Genomic DNA, 22403 nt, shown 5'->3' with positions numbered 1-22403 from the left:
AATGATCTATCCATGGCAACAAACTTTGTGGCACAACTGGCAGCAGTTGCTTGAGCAACGACGTTTACACCATGCTATTTTGTTATTAGCGGCAAAGGGCAGTGGACGTGGTGTATTAACTCGACAATTATCTAAAACCGTACTTTGTCAAAACTCACAAACCGAGCCTTGTGGTGTTTGTCATAGCTGCCAATTATTTGATGCTGAAAACCATCCTGACTTTCATGTAATTAAGCCAGAACAAGAAGGTAAGCAAATTGGTGTTGATGCGGTACGTCAATGTAATCGCTGGGCTGTTGAGACCTCTCATTTAAATGGACAGCGGGTTATTTTAATTGAAGACGCAGATGCATTGGGTGAAGCGGGTGCGAATGCGATATTAAAAACATTAGAAGAACCGCCAGCTGGATGCCAATTTATTTTGACGGCACAAAGTTTAGATCGGTTATTACCGACAGTGGTGAGTCGTTGCAATAAGTGGCGTTTAAACCCACCGAATGAACTCAGTGTGAAAAGTTGGGTTGAAAGCCAACTTCAACAATCTATCTTTTTAGAAAGTGTACGGCTTAATAATGGTGCGCCATTAGCAACGTTGTCTTTCATTGAAAGTGGATTAGATATTCGTTACGGCCATTTAGTTAAAGCGTTTACTGAATTTGTACAACCGCCGCATATTGGTATTTATGATGTCGCGGCAATGTGTACTGCTGATGGTATTGTGACATTACAATTGCTCAGTTACTTTCTGGTGGATTGTTTAAAATGGCAACAAGGGGCAACGCAATATCTTGTTCATCAAGAATCGCTACCCGCAGTTGAAGCCGTCGCGACCACGATACCAACGGCATTATTATTAGAACAAGTGCGCAATCTTAACAACTTACATCGTCAATTAGCCAAACATACAGGGCTAAATATTGAGTTGTTAGTGGTTGAGTGGTTAAGCGGATTTATTGGTAAGTAATTTTCACAATTAATGCTTTACCAGCACCGTTATGAAATGAAGTATAAGAATAAACAAGAGGAAAGCCTGTGTTAGTCGATTCACATTGTCATCTTGATAAACTTGATTACAATAAATTACATACAGGGATTGATGATGTATTAAATAAGGCCAAGGAACGTGGCGTTGAATATTTTCTATCAGTAGGGGTGACATTAGCGGCTTTTCCTAAAATGATGGAAATGATCGCACCTTACGATAACGTGTTTGCATCCTGTGGTATTCACCCATTAGATGTAGAGTCAGGGTATGACTCTGAGCAATTTAAAGCCTATGCACGCCATGAAAAAGTGGTTGCGATTGGTGAAACAGGGCTTGATTATCACTACCAGCCTGAGACTGCAGAACTGCAGCAAAAGCTATTCCGTGAGCAAGCACGTGTAGCGGTTGAATTGAATAAGCCGCTAATTATCCATACTCGTATGGCACGTGAAGATACTATGCGTATTTTACGTGAAGAAGGCGCAGAAAAGTGTGGCGGTGTATTACATTGCTTTACTGAAGATTTGGATATGGCATTGGCTGCGATTGAGCTAGGCTTTTATATCTCAATCTCTGGCATTGTGACGTTCAATACTGCGAGCGACTTAAAAAATGTGGTGAGTAAGTTACCGTTAGATCGGTTATTGGTTGAAACCGATTCTCCATTCTTAGCGCCAATTCCATACCGTGGTAAGCAAAACCAACCAGCTTACACACGTGAAGTAGCTCAATATATTGCGCTATTAAAAGGTATATCTGTTGAGGAAGTGGAACAAGCCACCACTAAAAACTTCTTCACACTGTTTTCATTAGCAAAACAGTAAAACACAGTTTTGATCTGACATTAAAGAGAAGCTTCGGCTTCTCTTTTTTTGTTGCTGGAAAGGGGCTGGTGGTTGATGTGACATTTCTAAATGGTTGTAACACATACAATTCTCTGTGGGACATATAACAGATGTTATGTGAAATAGGTGGAGATGTTCGTCGATATAGCATGATATTGGTGAAGTTTGTTTTAGTGGGGTCGCTTGGTAACCCAAACGAGTTAGCTAAAGAGCTAACTCGTTATTGGTCAAAAGTTAGTTAGGGTTCGGAATCTAACTAAGTGAATATAGATCAGTAAAAGTATAGCAAAAAGGGAGAAATCAGTTCTGCCACCTCATATATTTATTTTGATACCGCAATCCAATTTTCAAGATAATGAAAAGGGACTGGATACCGATAGCAGCGACAAGCAGTTAATACCAAAGGCTCCTTCCTCTTAGTAATCGCTGACATTCTCTTAAATGAATCAGCATTGCTACACTCTTGTGTTATGTGCTCTAACGCTAATTTTCCATTCATAGGGAAATTAGTTGATGCCGAACCATGCATATCAGAGTTCGAGTACATATTCTGTTCACTATATTGGTTTGGATACCAATACTGTAATGTACTATGTGCTAGTTCATCCGTGACAAATGTTTCCAATTCTAGGCTTACTGAATCTAACTTATATAGAGAGCAAAATACTGCCAATAACGGGTATAAAATGCTAGCTTCTGTAACTTTATTCTTATAATTACTATCGGCCTTATCTTTATCTCTGTGCTCAAGCAGCTTCTCATAGGAGTCGTGCACTATTGGGTACATGCCATTACTCTCAAAAGAGAATATACACTTGTTGACCATTTCTGAAAGCCAACTATCCACGAAGACATCTAGTTCTGAATTATTTGAAAGCAACGTTAGAGCTAAACCAATATCAATTGCTTGTGAGTCTTTGTACGGCGACAGTAATATTGGATTATTAACACACAAGAGATTAATTGATCGTGTTATTTCTCTAAGGCGAAGTCGTAATTTTTCCTGTTCTTCACTCCCGCCATCGGTTATTGGAGTTTCAATATAACTCTTTGATAGTGAATCTAATATCCAGTGCCCTTTAACTGATAAGCGTCCTAGTGCATCAAATAGCTTAATATTCACATCAATAGAGCATGGTGAGTGAACAGCATGAGAGAGCGCATATTTAAGATCAACATATGGAATTAAACATCTATCTACATAGCAATCAGTAATTTGTTGGTATGTATCTAAAATACTATCGAATGCCTTTGAGGGCTTATTCTTTCCTGTGTAATAATCTTTCACTTTATCCCAAGCTAACAATAATGCTCGCTCGGATGAAAGATATGCTGCCTCTAAATTTTTAGTATCACGACACCATGAAAATAAAACCCATAAACAAACGTTTACTCGTGTTATGGATGATGCAACAGAATCTGCATCAATGGCATTTGATAGAACCTCACCAATCAATAATGAAAAGTGTTTGCTTGAGCTCTCTGGCTCTTCAAGCAAAGCTAAAGATTTTCTCAATAAGGCTTGATTAGAACTAGGTAGCAATTTTTCTTTTAATAAGTGCTGTTGAATGTATTCCGCCAGCATATCGCCATTCCACTCTTCAAACCTCAAATTATCCCGCGAATTAATACTTTCAAATCCTGTGACTTCTTGGCGAATACCAGAATTCACATCACCACCAAAACATAAACAAATAACGATTGGCTTAGCTTTGTGTTGAGGAGGTATACGACAGGGAATGAATCCATATAGGATCTCTTGTAGCGATGGAAGCAGTGACTGGTTCGATTGCCCACTCCACGTTTCACGAGTTAGGTTTCCTGATTTTACGGAAAATAGATAGACCGACTCTTCCTTATCATCTTGCAACTGACCTACTGCTGCTATATCAACACCATACTCTTTAAATCCTCGTGAGGGGAAAATGAATACATTCATTCCCATGCTACTCAACAAGTCAGGCAGTACAGCATCTAGCTCTTTTCGCTCTTTCAGTGAGGCTAAGTATTGCTTAAGAATTAACTTCATCTTTTATTCTCTCACAGCGATAAATTCTTAAAATGTAGTCTAATGACTCGGGATCTAATACATTCAGCCTTGGCATTTCAGTTGAATGAGAAAAGGACTGCATTTGCATTTCTTGTCGTAACTGCTCCCCATTACCTTTATGTACATAATAAATTGAGCTATTTCCATATAGTAACCTTTGTGTAGTTGCAATTTCTCTTATAAACGATCCTTTTGATGCTTCTTCGTAGGCTGCCTGCATGTCTTTATTAGATTTTTTCCAGTAAGCTCTTACATTTTCACTCGGAGCTATTAACTCTTTTAAGTCAAATACTTCTTTAATATTAGTATGATAAACGTCAAGTCTATCAAGTAAACGCTCACATAGATGAACTTGAAAGCCTTTATTAATACATGACTGTAAGAATTGTTTAAGCTCTCCTGGATAGCTTAGAAGCATTGGATCGTATAAAGCTTGTTCAAGAGTTTTATGCGTAGTTGGAGAGGCTGTTTCATAAATTGATAAAATAAAACTTGCCACAGATATAGGCCGAGTAAACAACCATCCTATAGCTTTATTAGCAACAAATACTTGTTTCACTTCATCATTTAACTGTGCCATCTCCGCTTTTAGCTCAATGTCTTTATCAATTACATCATGAAGTAGTTTAGAAACACTATTACAAAGTGATAATTTTCCAGACAAGAACCACTTTGTAATAATGTGGTTAAGTAATTCTTGTCTTTTGTTCAGTAGCTCATTAGTAAAATATCCAAGATCCGTGATTTCCACACCAGCATTTAAGATCGATTCCAATAATTCAACTGCAAATGAAGATGACCCCTTTTCAACCAGCTTAACTAACACATAATTAATATTGCTGACGGCATTATTATTCTCAGGTGAAACATTAGCTAACTGCTTTATTAAAAGATGTAAAACAGTTGGTGGAATATCGACTCTTTGAAAGGCTGTAATATCTGATATCTGATATATAATTTCTGCTGAAGTTCTTTCAATAAACGTAAGTAGAAACTCTTCTATTTGCGGCCAATAAGATGGATATTTCCCTCCAAAGTAAAGTGCTGATTTCAGTATCAAAGCACGACAGTTATCATCGGTCTCATTATTAGCATTACTACTGAGTAAATCCCATATGAGACTGGCTTGAACTTCACTTACATCCAGTTGCCCCAAAGCAAAATAGGCTTGGCCTCTAACAATCTGATTATTATTACCAATTAGATTTTTTGTTATCTGAATAGCTTCAGCCACACGATCTGATCTGTATGCTAAGATTGAGCTAGAGAGAAAAGGAGCATATATACTAAGCTCAGGTTGTTCCATAATAAATTCAATGCCATCTATGGGGCGATGTGCTTCTACTTTACAGAAACACTTAAATGCCTCATCGACAGCCAAATATCCGCTTGCCTGTTGTGCAACATGAGTTAGGCAATATAGGATCTTTTCAACACTTTCATTCAATAAAGGTAGTGCGCTGTTAAAAACATGTAGAAATGTATAAAATTTGTGTCCATTAAAATTTTTAATGTCTTGTACTATTTTTACAAGATCAATCTCTCTCGAGTTATGTAGTTCAGACAATGCCTCTTTCAGGTTCTTATTTTCAGCACTCATTTCCTCGACATATAAATCGTTTATCTGGGTAAGCAGTCCCTCTAACGTTTCATTTGCAGTTAACAATTTAGCTTTTGTATCTTCTAGTGACATTTCTGTTTCCTAACTAGACAACCATTAAATTTACGATCAAAGATAACTATGAAAATTTGGGTAATTATACTCAATCTATGCATCTATAATCTCAATGCTGGTAACACTTTTACTTTAAATGAATAATTTATATAGAAAATGTATAAATTGATGTTTGCCATAAATAGTATGGCTTAGTATAAGAAAAAATAATGCTAACGAAATGTGAGTAAATATTTATTAAAACTAATGAAGAAGTAGAAATTAGCCACATACTTTGATCTGTTATTACTCCGTTACTTTAGGTATACGCTACCGAACAAAATGTTCAACAAAACAATATTATCTTGGTTTTAACCGGACACATATTAGGTCTAGGCACAGATATGGTGCGTAATGGCTATGAGGCTAGGTACAAATATCAAGCTCAAGGTATTGCGAAAGCAAAAGCCGAAGGTAAGTACCGTTGTCACCGTGTAAATGAATCATTGCAAGCCTTAGGCATCGTTACTCACAGATATAGTAGAAGTAGGGCAATAATAGCGGGGGTGGTTAAAGATAGTCTGTTTGATCGTTGTAATATATTAAAGATTATTGTTTTTTTAATTTATTCACAAGAATCACCGACAGGAAGAGACCAAGTTGTTCCATCTAGAGCTTTATTAAATTTAAGATAGGCTAATAGTCGTTTTTTAGTATTGGTCGTTATTGATTCCAGCTCTGAAGCGACACGAGCTGGGTATATTGCATTTTCCTTTGTACTATTGAATTTAGAGAGTATGCAATTAATGGCTCTAGAGTTAAGCTTGTTTATTTGTTTGACTTTAAGTTTATTATCAATGTCAGCAATTAATGTTTTCTGGAGTCCTCTCGCTAATTGCTCTGCCGCTTTTTTTTGAGTCACATTTGGATAGTTAAGTTGAATGAAATTATCAATATCATCTCTAATTCCATTGTTATCAGAGTCAATACCGAGTAAGTCATCTCCTCGATCTTTTAAATTTGGTATTTCAGCTAACTCTGTAATTTGATCTATTTTAGCATTATTTGTAAATCTTGAAGAAATACCTAATTTAAGCCAAATATTATCTGAGTTAGATAATGTAGACGTTGTCCATATATTAAGTGAAAGCATAAAAATATAAAATAATAGTAGTTGTTTCATAGAATAGAATAATCATTGAACGTGGAAATAATTTTATTTTATAAAGTTATTTCCATATATATATTGTTTTTCTTTTTCGAGTTATTTCTCAAAGTTATAATATAATCTCAATGTTTTGTATTATCTTTTTAGAGCTATGTCTAAGGTTTTTTAATTAACAGTTATTGATTATAAAGATATTAGTAATATTTGTTATGACAGAGTCGTTGGTGAGCACAATAACTGAGTCGAAAACTTACTCATAGATAGGCAGAAATGAATATAGAACTTCTCGTGACCAGTTAATGATGTATCTGATATTTACCCAGTCACTTTTCAAATATTTACGATAGAATATAAAGTGGTTAGGAATTGAAATTCCTAACCACTAAATTATTATTGTAATTTTAAGAAATTAAAGCCATGTTCTTTTTCAAATAATTTTGGTGCTGTTATTACTTTATCTTGGTCGTAATCATATACAATGAATCTAACCCCATCAGATTTATTAGCGCTTGTTTGTTTATCATCGGGTCTTAATAAAATCATTATTCTTCCAGATTCAAAATAGTTTGCAGCAGACGTAATATCTTTCATATAAGGCTTTAATGCTGTTTTTCCAGTATTTTCCCAATTATTAGTTGTGAATATTTCACCTTTATTTGAAATAATTAAACCAACTTTATCATCGTAAGGATGATGAAAGGCCGCAATTATTTTTATTTTTGTATCTAGAGGTTTAATTGCTAGATAGCTTGTAAACGGAGTTAGAATAAATTCTTTTTCATTAGCCAATCCATTTGTAAATAAATACATTTTATTTTCAGATTCAGAAAAATAGCCAGAATAAATAAATTTCACATAGTTAGTAAGTTGAGGGTAAAAAGCTAATAAAGATCTTGGTTGAAGTGTTAAACCATCTCTATTGACAGTTACGGCTGTGTTATTTGTTAAAGCACCATAACCTATATTATAATTACTATACCATCCTGAATAACTCATTACTTTTGAAATACTTTCTGCAATATATCCAGGATCAGGTAAATCTCGATATTTACTCATTGGAAATGATTTTGGTACTATTGTACTGTAGTCAAATGGTTGAGAATAAGTAATTTGTTCATTTTTAGGTACAATAGCATTAAATAACTTTCCGCCAAACCATGCGCAGTTTGTATACATTGTATATCTGCCACCTGCCCAATCATATCCGACGTTTAAGAAATCTTTTGCAATATTAATGCTTTTTTTGTAAAGATCTGACGATTTTAGCGCAATATCATTTTCAATTTCTTGATGAGTTTTGTTTTGTATATTGACACATTTTTGGAAACTAAATTCTCTAGAAGATTGATTACCATTACTTCCAAACCCATAACCTTTAGACTTAATTTCTCCATTATCATCTTTATAAAAAAGATTAATCCATGTATGGCCAACAATTCCAGAATCAGCCCATTTAGTAACTTTTCCCATGAATTGATCAAAGTTATCATTAGGAGATTCACTTCTTATTTCTTGAAATTTTTCCATGATAGGAATTCTATTAGCGCTACGATTAACTCGAATGCAGACTTGAGGATAATTTATATTCTGATCGCCTTTAAGGTCGACTCTATGTATATTCAGATATTGAATTGAATCAGCATAAGCTATATTAAAAATTGATAGATTGAGTATGGCAGCTATAACTATTGGTACTGAAATGTATCTCATATGATGTTCTTTGAGTCATTAAAAATAGATGCATAATATAATATCAAGGATAGTCGTCTCTGTCGCAAAATTATAATGAAGTGCTTGATTTTTTTGTATCGATCTTGTTGATAATGACTTTCTCAGCTAAGCCATTCTTGTTTATAGCCTTATGTAGAAAAGTTTGTGCTGCTTTTTCATCCATATATCACGATAGTTTACGTTTTAATTGATGAGCATTGTGCTTAATTATTGGAGTAAAAGTAATAATCCAACGGTTGATTGTGAAACAATCAATAGCACTACTGTGCTCCGTAAAAATATCTTTAATATCACGCGTGCTGAGTTTGTATTATACGTAATTGAGTTTGTATTATACGTAATAACGTACCGCTTGAAGAATGACCTCAGAAGGGGGGTTGGTCGCTAGTGAAATCAATGAGTGACTCTAAATGATCTTAAAAACACATATTTTTAGCGGGTACCGCTAATTAAGCTCCCAACTTATACGGCAGAACCTTTATTTTGTGTTGTTTGTGTTACATTGTGTTACTTAGGTATCAATTCTGTAATAAAAGTTTTATTAGAATTACGTTTTTTTGGTTTTATTATCAGTAATTTACGGCTCGTAATGCAATCCGTGTGATCTATGTTTTATATTTAGCATGTTATTTAAGTATATTCTGGAAATATCGGTCAAAAACGAGCAATATCTTCGCTGGGTTATACTTGTTAAGAATGCTTTAATCAATTTATTATTCTAAAGAGCTAAAACTAAATTTATTAAAGTAGATAAATATTGTATATAACCCTTAATTATATTAATAAAATTAATGAGTTATTAAGTACATGCCAGTGAGGGATGCTATCCTCATTGGTATTGGTCTGGATATCAAAGGTAAAAATCATGTCGAATGGCAATAAATCATCAGCAGAGAGAATCCTTGAAGGGATTGGTGGTGCTGCTAACATTAAGTTTTTAACGTGCTGTGCAACGCGTTTACGTTTTGAATTAAACGATAACTCAATTGTAGATAAAGCCGCATTAGATGCTATTCCTGATGTAATGGGTTGTGTTCCTCAAAGTGGCGAGCGCTACCAAATTGTTGTTGGTGGCGGTGTTGCGACGATGCATAGCGCACTGCAACAGTTAATTGAAGATAGTAAAGCAAGTGGTGGTGCTGATAACACTAACACTAAAACTGAAGCTGTGGCATCTAATGATGATGTGAAAGCATCACTGCGTTCAGGTGGTGTTCGTGGCAAAGTTGCTTGGGTTGATGGTTTCTTTGAATACCTTTCAGATTCGTTCCGTCCCATTTTAGGTATTTTACTTGGTGCATCGTTAATTATTGCATTATGTGCAGTATTAGATGCCTTACACATTGTTGATTTTAGAGGTGATAAGTCTGCGGGTTGGATCTTTGTCGATTCAATGTGGCATTCTGTATTCTACTTCTTGCCAATTATGGTTGCTTATAATGCGTCTAAAAAACTGAAGGTTGACCCTTGGTTAGGTGCGGCAATCATGGGCGCATTAATGACGCCTGATTTCCAAAAGCTAACGTCATTAGCGTCAACAACATCGATTAAAGATACAACATTAGGTACTGTCTCTCACGTTGCACACGTGTTTGGTTTACCAATGCAGCTTAATGATTACTCTGGTAACGTGTTCGTTCCATTGATCATGGTTGCTGTATTAGCGCTTGTATACCGCTTCTTAAAGAAAATCATTCCTGACAACCTACACATGGTATTTGTACCATTCCTTTCTTTGATCATCATGATTCCGCTAACTGCGTTCTTGATTGGTCCTCTAGGTGTATGGATTGGTACTTACTTAGGTCTTGGTTTAGCTTGGTTAAATACGAATGCACCGTTTGTGTTCGCGATTCTAATCCCGCTATTATACCCATTCCTTGTTCCATTGGGTCTACACTGGCCACTAAACGCACTAATGTTAATGAATATTCAAACATTAGGTTATGACTTCATTCAAGGCCCAATGGGTGTGTGGAACTTTGCATGTTTCGGCGCAACAGCGGGTGTATTGTTGATTTCGCTTCGTGAAAAAGATGCCACTATGCGTCAAACTGCTTCTGGTGCGTTAGCTGCTGGTCTATTTGGTGGTATTTCAGAACCATCACTATATGGTATCCACTTACGCTTTAAGAAAGTTTACTCACGTTTACTTCCTGGTTGTCTTGCTGGTGGTGTAACACTTGCGATTCTTGGTTCTATGTACGGTAGTGTTAAAACTCAAGCGTTTGCATTTACATCACTATTAACCATTCCTGTGTTCCACCCAATGTGGGTTTACGCAGTATCAATCGCTGTTGCTTTTGTTGTGCCAATGGTACTGATTTTCATCTTTGATTATCGTACAGCAGAAGAAAAAGCAGAGCATAAAGAATAGGCCTAATTGCGATTAGCTACTCTTTGTACTATAGAATGAACAGAGAGGTATATTAGCTCGCCTCTCTATGAAAATCCCGCGATGAAAGTCGCGGGATTTTTTTATTTATAAAATAGATAGAATTTAGCCATTGACGATATTTTTGAATATTATTTTCTGCGCATGTTAGCGATATGATGGCAAGGTAGCTTAATTAAAGGTGAGATTTATGGCTCTTATATGATTTATAAATGCGCTATCGAGTTTTGTGTGAATTATTATGCGACAGTTGAAAAATGAGTTATATGACAAACTTTTAACAAATATTACTTATTATTCATGTTACATAGGTTACAAAGGTTACTTATTGGAGAGGGTGAAATTTGTTGAAAAAGGCGTTTTTTGTGATTATTTAACCTTTATAATCATTATGTTGCGATTTGTTGGTGGCGTTTAATTGCATTTGTTTCATTGTGATCTGCATTATAGTTTGGAATTATACTTTATTGCTTATTAGTAATTTTGATAGTCATCAAGTTATATTATTCGACGCATTTTATACTAATGCCTGAAATAGTACTGAATAAGTATTAGCAAATGACTACGGGGGTATGTCGCTAGTGCTTAGTGTTATTTCAAAATAAATATACTCAGGAGCAAACAATGTTCACTAACGCAATTACCGATGGTAATTGGAGCTGGTCTCTAATCTGCGAAAGTGTTCATCACCTGCTTATTTGTTTTTGAAAATGATTTAGAAAAAGAGACGTAATTAAAGTCTTATATTTATTTCATCGACAAGTGTAGAGTCCATCTCGAGGAGACAAGGTAATGAAAGCCTTTTTCAGTAAGTTATCCCAAGCAGTAATGCTACCGATAGCCTTGCTACCAGCCGCTGGTATTATGCTGGGGCTTGGTGGTAGTTTTACTAACCAAAGTATGATTGAAGCGTACCAAATCGGTATTTTGCAAGACGGAACACTTTTAAATAGTTTCCTACAGGTTATGACCGCAGCTGGCGGTATCGTCTTCGCAAACTTACCATTAATGTTCGCACTTGCTATTGCTATCGGTTTTGCGCGTGCAGAAAAGGGTGCAGCAGCACTTGCTGCTACTATTGCATACCTTGTAATGAACGTTGCGATTGCAAAAACACTGACTGTTGCAGGTATGGTTGATACTACCAACAACACAGTGATATTAATGGGTACCCATTATGCTGGCGTACTTGCTGATGTGCTTGGTATTCATAATACACTCAGTATGGGTGTATTTGGTGGTCTTATTGCTGGTGGTATTACTGTTGTGCTTCACAATAAATACCACGCTATTAAGTTACCTGAATTCTTAGGCTTCTTTGGTGGCGCACGTTTCGTACCAATTATTAGTGCATTCTCTGCATTATTTTACGGTATCGCATTAGTATTTGTTTGGCCTTACATCGGTGCTGCATTTGGTTCTATCGGTGCAACGCTAGGTGAAATGACTGCGTCTGGTCATGGTTACATTGCTTCGTTTATCTTCGGTATTATTGAGCGTGCATTGATTCCTGTTGGTCTACACCATGTGTTCTATCTTCCATTATGGCAGACAGAAATTGGTGGTACGGCTGAAATCGCAGGTCAAGTATTTAAGGGTACGCAAAACATTTTCTTTGGTTCTTTAGCGAATGGTGATTACTCACAGTTCTCTTCAACTAACTTTATGACGGGTAAATTCCCATTCATGATGTTTGGTTTACCAGCAGCCGCTTACGCTATGTACACTGTTGCAGATAAAGAAAATAAAACCGCGGTTGGTGGTCTACTGTTTTCTGTTGCGCTAACAGCGTTCCTAACCGGTATTACTGAGCCAATCGAATTTACATTCCTATTCTTATCTGCGCCACTTTACTACTTTATCCACGTGCCACTAGCCGGCCTATCATTTATGATCATGGACTTGCTACAGGTTAAAGTGGGCATGACATTCAGTGGTGGTTTCATTGACTTCGCTTTATTTGGTATGTTGCCAGGTCTTACAGGTACTGAAAACCATTGGTACTACATTCCATTACTAGGTCTAATTTACGGCCCTGTATACTTCTTCTTGTTCCGTTGGTTTATTCTGAAGTTTGATGTGAAAACACCTGGTCGTAAGGGTAGTGCTGTTGCCGTTGTACGTAAGAAAGATTACCACGCATCAAAAGCAGCGGGTGGCGAAAATGACGTTCAAGCTGATGAGATGATTGATGCACTTGGCGGTAAAGATAATATCGTTGATGTAGATGCATGTATCACTCGTTTACGTATCATTGTTAAAGATGGTGATTTAGTAAAAGACAATCAATATTGGACTGAGCATTTAGGTGCAAAGGGTTTAGTGAAGATTGGTAATACAGGTATTCAAGCTATCTATGGTGCACAAGCTGCTGGCTTTAAAGCACAGATTAACGCGAAACTAGGTAAGTAAGAACGCTAATGAGCTTTAAATTGAAATACCGACGTATTGGTACCTTCATGATAGATATGGCAATTGTGCAGATGTTCGCGATGGTTGGTCGTAACATCTACCTTAGTATTATTGCGTATATCTCCAATGGTACTGGCGCGACGCTTTCGTTAAACGATACCATGGCATTACCCGCATTATTGTTATTGTTTATGGGATTAATGCTGTTATTTATTGGTGTCTTTATGGGCTATCAATGGATCTGTTACCGTTTATTAGGAACGTCACTATCACGTTACTTATTAAGCGTTCAGGTTGTAACGACAGATGATCAACCGTTGACGAAGCAACGTTACTTAAAGCGTGAGTTTAATAAAATTTACCTTTGTGTCGCAACGTTAGGGTTATATCCACTCTATTGTGGAGCTCAATATTTAGCTTTCTCACATTTGCCTTGGCACGATCGTACCAACCATACGACTGTTGTATTGCATTAAGTTATCACCATAAATACGAAAGCCACAGCATTACGCTGTGGCTTTTTTTTTGCATTTTTTAATCTACAGTTGTTGATAGGTATAATAACGTTGTTTTTTTAAGCAATTATTGGCTCTTTATTTAAACAGTGTTTTATATTTTTGTTTGATTATGCCTGTGTTTGATTGATTGTTTTTTGCTCATTAATTGATGTTTAGGCGTGATTTTTGAGTAAATAGTTCTGTTTGTTTATTAAATATCGTCTATTTTTCATTATTGGAAAGATAGCTTGCACTGCTGAGTGCTATCTTTTAATAGGTTGGGTCATTACTCTTTTAGTGTCTATACAAATAATCTGCATTAAAAATAAAGCAGTTAATAAAGGAAGAAAAAAATGGGTTTATTAGATTTTGCTCGTGATATTGGCCATAAATTATTTTCTAATGAAGATGAAGCACCAACAAAAATTACTCAACATATTGAAGATAATAATCCGGGTATCAGCGATCTACAGGTAAGTGTGGAAGATGGCGTTGCTACCTTGTCGGGCGCTGCTGATTCAGCTGCTGCACGCGAAAAAGCTATTTTAATGGCAGGTAACACTCAAGGTATTGCAAGTGTTGTTGATAATATTTCAGCGCCAGAAGAGACAAGCAATATAACTTATTATGTTGTTGAAGAGGGTGATAGCTTATGGAAAATCGCCGAGAAAACACTAGGCAATGGTGCTAAGTACGAGCAAATTTTTGAAGAAAACAAAGAAGTTATTCAAAACCCAGATTTGATTTTCGCTGGACAAAAGCTGCGTATTACTCAGGCATAATAAAGCATAAACATTTGTCACTTCACATTAATAAGTAAATGAGGATATACATGGATATTGCAAAAATATTAGAAATTGGTGCACAGTTATTTAGTCAGTCACAAGCAAATACCGGTGGATTAAGCCAAGGTTCTATTGTCTCAGCACTGTCTCGTTTACTTGGTGGTGATGAGAATGGTCAAGGTGCAAATTTAGGACAACTATTGTCATCTATTGATGGTGCCGGTCTTGCTAATGTATTACAGAGCTGGCTTGGCAATGGTGAGAACAGTGCGATTTCAGCCGATGATATTGGTAATATTTTTTCAGGTTCTCAGCTGTCTGATTTTGCTAATGAATTGAATATTCCAGAACAAGAGGCTAAAACCGGCCTAAGTGAAGCGCTGCCTGCTATGGTTGATAACGCGAGCCCTGCTGGTGAAGTTGCCGGTGAACTATTAAATGCCGTTGGTGGTGTGTCTGGTTTGTTCAATATGGCTGCAAGTTTATTCGGTAAAAAATAAGCTAAATTAACTCAATCACTGTGATTGATAATGAGCACTTTGATATAAAACCTCAGCTTAATTGGCTGAGGTTTTTATTTTTATAGTGATAGGAAAAAGAGAATTAAAATAGGCACCAACATACTTAGAATAAACCCGCTAACAATGGCGATAGGCACACAACGAATGCCACCACAGTTCTGAATAACAGGTAAGGTAAAGTCCATAGCTGTTGCGCCAGCATAACCAATTGCGGTGTTTGGATAACGGTTAATAAGTAGTGGAATCATTATTAACGCTAACATTTCACGTAGAAGCTCATTTAAGAATGCCGCCCCACCATAAATACTGCCTAAACCGTCACCAATTAATATTCCAGCTAATGAATACCAACCAAAGCCTGATGCCATTGCTAAGCCGTTATTAATTGGAATGCCAAGTAACAGTGCGGCGATAATACCGCCTAATAAGGATGTCACGAGAATGACCGCAGCAATGATAACGCCTTTTTTATTGAGGATAATTTGTCGCAGTGTCATGCCGCTATTACGAAGTTGAATACCAACAAAAAATAACAGTAATAATAAAATGTGTTCGCTGGCTTGTTCTACCCATGACAGATCAAGGTTTAATAACAATCCAACAATTAAACCAAGCGCCACCACCACAACTAATTTTCCTGATTCAAGCATCATTTTTGTTAGCGGTAACTTTCGATGTATATGTGATGTGGGTGTTGGCCATAAACGGTCGAGCCATGGTAAAGCGAGTAGGTTACAGACTGAAATAGAGATAAAAAAAGTAAAGGTATACAGCAGAATCTGACCTAAATTCTGACTGAGGTTATCGAGTCCGGCTAAACTTAATCCCATTAACGCGAGAATCACCAATACCAAACGGCTTGTTTGTGTGTTGATAAACTCAAGAATATTGGCTTTTTTTATAGGAATTAAATATCCCAAGACCAAAGGTAAAAAAATGAGTAGGATCCCCGATAACATATTCATCCTTATATGTATAAAACTGCGCTGAAAGTGACTCGCTGAATATCTTAATACAAGATTGTTGTAACAACATCATAATAAGTGATTAAAGATTAAGCGTTTATTTTGTGACGAATATAACATAGAAGAATAGAAAGAGTATATATTTCAACAGGAAAGAACTAGTGAAATTATCTTAAAAGTGTATGTATATGTGTCAAAACGTATCGTCTAATAGGGAGATTAGACGAACGTAGAGAAGTGATAGGGGGTTCTGTTAAACGTGTTAAATACCGCTGCTATGGGTTATTTGTTGCAGCTGCTTTTCAAATTCAATTTCAGGCATATTGGTTAACTCATACATCACTTCAGCCCCAGTAAGATCTAATTCTATTTCATGCTCATTGATAGCGGCATCATTGGTTTTAAACAGTAATAAGTGATGTGCCATTCGAGCGATAGTTAAATAATTGATCTCACTATCATGATGAGGAGATATGGTATTGGTTGCGACCGCAATATAATCCTCATCAAATCCCCATTGTTTGAGGACGATTTTACTGGTTAATGCACAGTTATCTTGGAAGATATATTTAGCAATATTAAAATCAAGATAATTACCTTGTTTAATAAATTGTGAGTATTCATTAATCAAGCCAAATAAGCCAATGTCGGCTAGCAAACCTGTCAATAATGCTTTATCGGGTTCAAGTTTAAAGGGCTTACTACTGTATAGATGCATCTTTTGGCAAATAAGCGCCATCGTTGCAGCGAATTGACGTGAATGGAAAGCACTATTTTTAAGCAATAAATTACATTCAATATTTTCTATAGAGGTATTTTTTAAAGAATAAATTATTTGAGCTGTAATAATATCTCTAATTCGAATAATACCTAAGCGGGATACTGCCGTGAGAATATCGTGGCAAATAATATTACGACGATTAAATATTGCGGAGTTTGCGGTTCGAATAATGTTTGCAGTTAGTACAGGATCATCCAGTAATAAGGTGGCAACATCATGGACTGTTGTTTCGGGATCTTTACACAATATATTCAATTTTAATAGCGTATCAGGAATGGATGGTAAAGTTAACTTGTTATAACGTGCTGCTTTTTTTATTGAATGGCAAAGATCTGACTGAATAGCACGAATATAATGCTGGTTATTAGCTTCTAGCCAAAAAAAAGATAAATGTGACATTGAAATATTACAGTGGAAAGAGGTGTTATGAGTGTACGCATTGTTACTTCATGTACAAAGTATAAGCTGCTATTTTTTTGACACAGTTAACGCTTGGCTCATTTAATAAAGGTGTTATTTTAAATTATTAATTAAGTCATGGTTTTGTAGCAGCTGTAATAAGAAGTTAATTGTAATCTCTGCGGTTGGATGATGGATTAACGTTTGCTTTTGTTTTATTCCGATTGGTAATATTTCTAACCAACGTTGGCAAACCCAAGTTGCATCTTGATAGTTAGGTTGTGGATAACGTTGGCTTATTTCTGGCATTGATAGAAACAACAATTTTAGCTTGTCAGTGAGTATTTGGTTCTCGGCATTTATTCTAATACTTGGCCAATTATAATGAGGTTCATAGGTTGCTGTTAGTAAATTATCATGTGCCATTGTAAGATCTAAAATTGATATTTTATTCGTACCTTCAACGATTATTTCCAAGAATCCTCCAGCTACCGTATTAAAATCTCGAATTATTGCCGTTGTTGCAATAGCTGGAATATTAGTCACTGTTTCTGGTGCGGTATTTCGGTCTATCATCCCTAAGGCGAATGCCTCATTATTTGCGATTGCCTCGGTTACCATTCGAATATCACAGACTCTTGAAATAATAATTTTTAACCGTCCTCCGGGTAATAAATGTCCATTATGAGGTAATAATGCGATGGTATTCATAGTTTATCCTTGTCGTCTTTATGTCGCTTACAAGAAACCTTATTAAGGTTAGCACTATATATTTAACTGAGAGTAAGTATAAAAAATGATTAATTGTTAATTTGTTTCATAAATTTTCGACTAAAAATATGGGAGCAATCTCATATTCGAATGCTAGTTGTATCATCTGTTGTTGCTATGAGCATAAAATAGCTCGTCAAATGATTGACATTGTTAATGGTAAATATTTGGTGTGTTTTTAGTTGTTATGGATAATATCTGGAGCATAAGTTATGACGTCAATAAAAGATGATTACTTGAATTATTTATCTAAATTTGGCCAACAAGAAAAAAGATCAATGTTTGGTGGTACGGGTATTTTTATTAATAGTGCCATGTTTGCCATTGTTACACCGACGTCAATGTATATTCGTGGAGGGAATGACCTTGACGAGAAATTAATTAAATCTGGTTGCGAAAAGTTTAGACATATAAAAAAAAGTAAAACAGCTACCGTTAATTATTATGAAATTAAAACCCTATTTTTAACGGATCAATCTCAATGTGATTCATTTGTCGAAGAATCAATTGCTTTTTCTTGTCGAGATAAAAATTTTAGATCTTCTGAATCAAATCGTCGTTTGCGTGATTTACCTAATATGCGCTTAACACTAGAGCGAATGGTAAAAAAAGCTGGTGTTTTGGATGTAGATACTTTTTTTAATGCGGGTGCCGTTAATGTGTTTAGGCGTGTGTGCGAACATAATGGCCAAGAATTAGATCATAAACTGTTATGGATATTTGCAGGTGCTATTCAAGGTGGTCACTGGCAGCTATTAAGCGAAGATCATAAGCGACGCTTACTTGATGAATATCGTCAACAAACACATTAATAGAGATAGCTAATTGATAATGTAAGTCTATTTAAGATGATGTAGCTGAGAATCAGTGATTTTTTTGCTATGCTTGCAACAATTATGTTGTCGTGGCTAAAGTATGCAATTATCTAAGTTGTCAGGTTCTGTTCTTTCTGGATTACATTGTTTTTTGATTGCAGCAGATCAAATGAGTTTTACTCGTGCTGCTGAAATTTTGTGTTTAACGCAAAGTGCAGTCAGTCATAAGATTAAGAATCTTGAAGACAGTTTAGATGTTCAGTTATTTATTCGACAGCATCGAAAATTAGTCTTGACCGATGAAGGTCAGCGATTAAAGCAAGTTTTAGCGTCTAATTTTGGCAATATTATTCATGAAATTCGTGATTTAAAAAGTACGGAGCTATGTGGCGATTTAACCGTTTCAGCTCCTCCGACTTTTGCCCAAACATGGTTAGTGCCTCGTTTAACGTCTTTTATTGAAAAATACCCAAACTTACGTATTCATTTACGTACGAGAAATGATTTAGTTGATTTTCAGATCGAAAGTTATGATTGTGCGATTTATTTTGGTAATGGTATTTATCCTAATCTCGCGGTAGATAAGTTACTTGAAGAGACCATGTTCCCTGTGTGTAGTCATGATTACGCCTTAAAAAATAAACTGTATGACCAGCCTGAGAATTTGATGCATTGCTTATTATTACACGATGCTGCGCCATGGGCGAGGGCGGGTAGAAATGATGAGTGGCAATTTTGGGCTCAATATTTCAATGTCGCATTACCTGATAATAATTGTACGTTTGATCGCGCAGATTTAGCGATTAAAGCAGCAACTACGGGGATGGGGGTGGCAATGGCAAGACAATCATTTGTTGCCGAACAACTTGCTACATCTCGTTTAGTGTCACCTTTTGATATGACGATGAACTCAGCCCATAGCTACTATGTTGTTTGCCGCAAAGAGATGCAAACTTCGCCCAAGATAAAAGCATTTAAAGATTGGTTATTTAGTGAGATTAATAGCTAATATTCTAATCACCATGATCAAAAAAGGCGCATGATGCGCCTTTTGGGTGAAACATATTCTTTATTTTTTATTTAATGAGCTCGTTACCTGATAGCTCACCTTTTTCAAAGCTAGATAAGCTTTCTAATGTTGTTTGCGCAATACTGCCCAGTGCTTCTTCGGTTAAAAAGGCTTGGTGGCCAGTGAATAGCACATTGTGGCACGATGATAAACGACGGAAAACATCATCTTGAATAATGTCATTTGATTTGTCTTGGAAGAATAAATCTTTTTCATTTTCGTAAACATCAACACCTAATGAACTAATAATACCACTTTTTAATGCTTCAACTGCATCACTAGAATTGAGCAAACCACCACGACTGGTATTAATTATCATCATTCCTCGACGCATTTTTGCAAACGCTTTACGGTTTAGCATGTGATAGTTTTCTTTACTCATTGGGCAATGAAGGGTGATTACATTTGCTTGCGCGTAAATTTCATCAAGCGTGCAGTAGGTAACGCCTAGCTCTAGTGCAATGGGATTTGGGTAAGGGTCATAAGCAAGAATATTCATGCCTAAACCTTTTAAAATACGAATTGTCGCAATACCAATTCTCCCGGTACCAATAACACCAACAGTACGACCATGGAAATTGTAACCCGTTAAGCCTTCTAATGAGAAATTGGCGTCACGCGTTCGCTGATAAGCTCGGTGAATACGACGGTTAAGGCTTAACATCAGTCCGAGGGTATGCTCGGCAATGGATTCTGGAGAGTAAGCCGGAACAGTAACGACCTGTAAATTGAGTGCTTTTGCGGCTTCAAGATCAACGCGATCAAAGCCTGCACAACGCATCGCGATAATTTTCACCCCTTGCTCGGCTAATATTTTGAGAATAGGCTCGCTTAGGTCGTCATTAACAAAAGCACAAATAGCATCAAAACCTTCAGCCATTTTTGCCGTGTGATGATTGAGTTGAAATTCAAAATAAGTGAGCTGTTGATGGAATTGTTTATTAGTATGAGCAAATGATTTTTGGTCATACCCTTTGGTGCTAAACACAGCTATTTTCATAATATCACTCCAAAAACACAGTCTGTTATTCAGTCATTATTAAGTATAAAGTCTTAATATCTGACTAACTTACACGGTTATTATGTGATCAAGATAACAACTCTGTTGTAAATAGCAAATCATTTGTATGACAAAATAACCGTACTAAAATAACGGTTATGGTTATGCTGCTGTGACGAAGTGGTTCATGTTATGATTTAGATTGTTCGTTGCAACTTACTTTATTTTTGGGATTCAATATGTTGAAAAAAATTCTTGCCAGTGCAGGCGCTGTTGCGATCATTGCATGTGGCCCATTGGCAACAGGTCAAATCGGGCAGAGTATCTACATGGGGGCGGTTGAAAACTACCATAGCCCTTATCTGTCTATTACCAATAAAAGTTTTGAACGAGGCTACTTATCGTCAAATGCGGTATCGCGTATTGAGCTTAAAAATCAATTAAAAGCGGAGTTTGCAGAACAAGGTTTACCGACTGTATGGTTAGTTAGTCATCATATTGATAATGGCTTTTTAGGCGTTAAATCAACCAGTGAATTCGTGATCGATAAGCAGTTAGCACCGTTAGTTAACAAAATTTGGGGCAAGAATGTTGCACCAATGCAAATTGTCACAGACTCCGGTTTTACGGGGACAACCCATTTTGTGATGACAATTAATCCAATGGATTACACCCATGATGACGGTATGACAGCGATCAGTAAAACATTACTGGTGAAAGGTGAATTTGACCCTGAAAATGGTAAGAGTCAATTTAGCTATAATTTACCACAATTAACCATAGCGACCCCTGATAAAGAAAGTATGGTCGTCAAAGGTATTAATGGTGAAGGCAAAGGCCAAATGCAAGGTAATTTTTGGATTGGACATCAAACCTTTAGTTTAGAACATGCCAAATTTACCGCTGCTGATCAAAACCAGTTTATTGCTATTAATGGTGTTAATGTTGCAATGAATAATGCCTTAAGTCAGCCAAGCGGTGAAAAGACACCAACAGAAGATACCCAACAAGTTACCAATACTAATACCATCCAAGTGGCAACATTAACGACGCTTGATGGCCAACATTATCAAGACATTGCCTTTAAGTTAGCGTTAAAAGATTTAAATTATAAAGCCATTAGTCAGTTAGCTGCGATGGAGCAATCTCCACAAGCAGCTCAAGATCCAGCACAGATTAAGCAAGCAATGGTAGCGTTAGATTTATTGATCGCTCATGGTGCAACAGTTGATTTATCACAACTAAGTGTAAAAACGCCAGAAGGCACGGTTAATGCACAATTGCTGCTTAATATTAAATCAGGGTTAGAACATGCGTCGACCAATTTGACGGCAGTGACTGATCAAGTGAGCGGTAATATCAATATAGTAATTCCTGCAGCACTTGTGGCTAAAGAGCCGTTATTAGCGGCGAAATTGCCTGTATTAGTGAATCAAAAAATTGTCACTAAGAAAGATGGTAATTATCAGTTACAGGTAAAAATTATTGCTGATCAATTGGAGTTTTCTTCTGGTGCAAAACTACCATTAGCAATGATGGCATTATTCCTGCACTAATTTA

The 22403-nt window shown here is 36.3% G+C and carries 18 protein-coding genes; 10 read left to right on the top strand and 8 right to left on the bottom strand.

Annotation, left to right across the window (positions count from 1 at the left end; translation table 11 throughout):
* The first annotated feature begins 1 nt into the window (after position 1).
* Together holB and C9I86_RS04565 are read left to right on the top strand one after the other, a co-directional pair.
* On the top strand, positions 2–964 hold the full coding sequence (holB, locus tag C9I86_RS04570) for a DNA polymerase III subunit delta' (protein ID WP_107275761.1): 963 nt from the start codon (positions 2–4) through the stop codon (positions 962–964).
* 68 nt (positions 965–1032) lie between these two features.
* Entirely contained in the window at positions 1033–1809 is a 777-nt protein-coding gene (locus C9I86_RS04565; RefSeq protein WP_080157859.1) for a TatD family hydrolase, read from the top strand.
* Positions 1810–2152: 343 nt separating this feature from the next.
* Here the strand turns inward: C9I86_RS04565 and C9I86_RS04560 are convergent, their stop codons facing one another.
* From C9I86_RS04560 to C9I86_RS04545, 4 genes are all read right to left on the bottom strand, one after another.
* Complete coding sequence (locus C9I86_RS04560; RefSeq protein ID WP_107275760.1) at positions 2153–3859, bottom strand: hypothetical protein; 1707 nt, start codon at positions 3857–3859, stop codon at positions 2153–2155.
* Entirely contained in the window at positions 3843–5573 is a 1731-nt protein-coding gene (locus C9I86_RS04555) for a hypothetical protein (protein WP_107275759.1), read from the bottom strand. The genes C9I86_RS04560 and C9I86_RS04555 overlap by 17 nt, the downstream gene beginning before the upstream one ends.
* 586 nt (positions 5574–6159) lie before the next feature.
* Positions 6160–6717, bottom strand: coding sequence for a hypothetical protein (locus tag C9I86_RS04550; protein WP_107275758.1), 558 nt, complete (start codon positions 6715–6717; stop codon positions 6160–6162).
* 375 nt (positions 6718–7092) lie between these two features.
* Complete coding sequence (locus C9I86_RS04545; RefSeq protein ID WP_241956846.1) at positions 7093–8412, bottom strand: hypothetical protein; 1320 nt, start codon at positions 8410–8412, stop codon at positions 7093–7095.
* Positions 8413–9298: 886 nt separating this feature from the next.
* On the opposite strand from C9I86_RS04545, the gene C9I86_RS04540 reads away from it, so the two are divergent.
* From C9I86_RS04540 to C9I86_RS04520, 5 genes are all read left to right on the top strand, one after another.
* Positions 9299–10810 (top strand): PTS transporter subunit EIIC, encoded by a 1512-nt coding sequence (locus tag C9I86_RS04540; RefSeq protein ID WP_107275757.1) that lies wholly within the window; start codon positions 9299–9301, stop codon positions 10808–10810.
* A gap of 810 nt (positions 10811–11620) precedes the next feature.
* Positions 11621–13240 carry a PTS transporter subunit EIIC gene (locus C9I86_RS04535; protein WP_107275756.1) on the top strand — a complete coding sequence of 540 codons (1620 nt, stop codon included), beginning with the start codon at positions 11621–11623 and terminating at the stop codon, positions 13238–13240.
* Between the two features lie 8 nt (positions 13241–13248).
* Positions 13249–13716, top strand: coding sequence for an RDD family protein (locus C9I86_RS04530; RefSeq protein WP_080157851.1), 468 nt, complete (start codon positions 13249–13251; stop codon positions 13714–13716).
* Between the two features lie 374 nt (positions 13717–14090).
* Positions 14091–14519, top strand: coding sequence for a peptidoglycan-binding protein LysM (gene lysM, locus C9I86_RS04525; RefSeq protein WP_107275755.1), 429 nt, complete (start codon positions 14091–14093; stop codon positions 14517–14519).
* Positions 14520–14569: 50 nt separating this feature from the next.
* Entirely contained in the window at positions 14570–15022 is a 453-nt protein-coding gene (locus tag C9I86_RS04520) for a YidB family protein (protein ID WP_080157849.1), read from the top strand.
* Between the two features lie 80 nt (positions 15023–15102).
* On the opposite strand, the gene C9I86_RS04515 is transcribed toward C9I86_RS04520, so the two are convergent.
* From C9I86_RS04515 to C9I86_RS04505, 3 genes are all read right to left on the bottom strand, one after another.
* Entirely contained in the window at positions 15103–16002 is a 900-nt protein-coding gene (locus tag C9I86_RS04515; RefSeq protein ID WP_080157848.1) for a lysine exporter LysO family protein, read from the bottom strand.
* A gap of 268 nt (positions 16003–16270) precedes the next feature.
* Positions 16271–17188 (bottom strand): HDOD domain-containing protein, encoded by a 918-nt coding sequence (locus C9I86_RS04510; protein ID WP_107275754.1) that lies wholly within the window; start codon positions 17186–17188, stop codon positions 16271–16273.
* Between the two features lie 114 nt (positions 17189–17302).
* On the bottom strand, positions 17303–17899 hold the full coding sequence (locus C9I86_RS04505) for an LON peptidase substrate-binding domain-containing protein (protein WP_107275753.1): 597 nt from the start codon (positions 17897–17899) through the stop codon (positions 17303–17305).
* Positions 17900–18171: 272 nt separating this feature from the next.
* Between C9I86_RS04505 and C9I86_RS04500 the strand changes: the two genes are divergently transcribed.
* Both C9I86_RS04500 and dsdC read left to right on the top strand, forming a co-directional pair.
* Positions 18172–18771, top strand: coding sequence for a TfoX/Sxy family DNA transformation protein (locus C9I86_RS04500; protein WP_080157845.1), 600 nt, complete (start codon positions 18172–18174; stop codon positions 18769–18771).
* A gap of 103 nt (positions 18772–18874) precedes the next feature.
* Entirely contained in the window at positions 18875–19783 is a 909-nt protein-coding gene (gene dsdC / locus C9I86_RS04495; RefSeq protein ID WP_107275752.1) for a DNA-binding transcriptional regulator DsdC, read from the top strand.
* 67 nt (positions 19784–19850) lie between these two features.
* Here dsdC and C9I86_RS04490 read toward each other — a convergent pair whose 3' ends face one another.
* Positions 19851–20843: a 2-hydroxyacid dehydrogenase gene (locus C9I86_RS04490; RefSeq protein ID WP_080157843.1), complete on the bottom strand. Its 993-nt coding sequence runs from the start codon at positions 20841–20843 to the stop codon at positions 19851–19853.
* A 239-nt stretch (positions 20844–21082) separates the two neighbouring features.
* On the opposite strand from C9I86_RS04490, the gene C9I86_RS04485 reads away from it, so the two are divergent.
* Positions 21083–22399: a DUF945 family protein gene (locus tag C9I86_RS04485; protein ID WP_107275751.1), complete on the top strand. Its 1317-nt coding sequence runs from the start codon at positions 21083–21085 to the stop codon at positions 22397–22399.
* Positions 22400–22403 lie beyond the last annotated feature (4 nt).

Source organism: Photobacterium sp. NCIMB 13483 (assembly GCF_003025475.1).
Lineage (GTDB): Bacteria > Pseudomonadota > Gammaproteobacteria > Enterobacterales > Vibrionaceae > Photobacterium > Photobacterium piscicola.
This window is presented reverse-complemented; position numbering and strand designations above follow the sequence as displayed.

What these genes read in the sequence shown, in the direction of transcription:
- C9I86_RS04530 (WP_080157851.1), top strand. Translation starts at nt 13,249, where the DNA reads ATGAGCTTTAAATTGAAATACCGACGTATTGGTACCTTCATGATAGAT.
- C9I86_RS04550 (WP_107275758.1), bottom strand. Translation starts at nt 6,717, where the DNA reads ATGAAACAACTACTATTATTTTATATTTTTATGCTTTCACTTAATATA.
- C9I86_RS04500 (WP_080157845.1), top strand. Translation starts at nt 18,172, where the DNA reads ATGACGTCAATAAAAGATGATTACTTGAATTATTTATCTAAATTTGGC.
- C9I86_RS04505 (WP_107275753.1), bottom strand. Translation starts at nt 17,899, where the DNA reads ATGAATACCATCGCATTATTACCTCATAATGGACATTTATTACCCGGA.
- C9I86_RS04535 (WP_107275756.1), top strand. Translation starts at nt 11,621, where the DNA reads ATGAAAGCCTTTTTCAGTAAGTTATCCCAAGCAGTAATGCTACCGATA.
- lysM (WP_107275755.1), top strand. Translation starts at nt 14,091, where the DNA reads ATGGGTTTATTAGATTTTGCTCGTGATATTGGCCATAAATTATTTTCT.
- C9I86_RS04510 (WP_107275754.1), bottom strand. Translation starts at nt 17,188, where the DNA reads ATGTCACATTTATCTTTTTTTTGGCTAGAAGCTAATAACCAGCATTAT.
- C9I86_RS04545 (WP_241956846.1), bottom strand. Translation starts at nt 8,412, where the DNA reads ATGAGATACATTTCAGTACCAATAGTTATAGCTGCCATACTCAATCTA.
- C9I86_RS04515 (WP_080157848.1), bottom strand. Translation starts at nt 16,002, where the DNA reads ATGTTATCGGGGATCCTACTCATTTTTTTACCTTTGGTCTTGGGATAT.
- C9I86_RS04540 (WP_107275757.1), top strand. Translation starts at nt 9,299, where the DNA reads ATGTCGAATGGCAATAAATCATCAGCAGAGAGAATCCTTGAAGGGATT.
- holB (WP_107275761.1), top strand. Translation starts at nt 2, where the DNA reads ATGATCTATCCATGGCAACAAACTTTGTGGCACAACTGGCAGCAGTTG.
- C9I86_RS04485 (WP_107275751.1), top strand. Translation starts at nt 21,083, where the DNA reads ATGTTGAAAAAAATTCTTGCCAGTGCAGGCGCTGTTGCGATCATTGCA.
- C9I86_RS04555 (WP_107275759.1), bottom strand. Translation starts at nt 5,573, where the DNA reads ATGTCACTAGAAGATACAAAAGCTAAATTGTTAACTGCAAATGAAACG.
- C9I86_RS04520 (WP_080157849.1), top strand. Translation starts at nt 14,570, where the DNA reads ATGGATATTGCAAAAATATTAGAAATTGGTGCACAGTTATTTAGTCAG.
- C9I86_RS04560 (WP_107275760.1), bottom strand. Translation starts at nt 3,859, where the DNA reads ATGAAGTTAATTCTTAAGCAATACTTAGCCTCACTGAAAGAGCGAAAA.
- C9I86_RS04490 (WP_080157843.1), bottom strand. Translation starts at nt 20,843, where the DNA reads ATGAAAATAGCTGTGTTTAGCACCAAAGGGTATGACCAAAAATCATTT.
- dsdC (WP_107275752.1), top strand. Translation starts at nt 18,875, where the DNA reads ATGCAATTATCTAAGTTGTCAGGTTCTGTTCTTTCTGGATTACATTGT.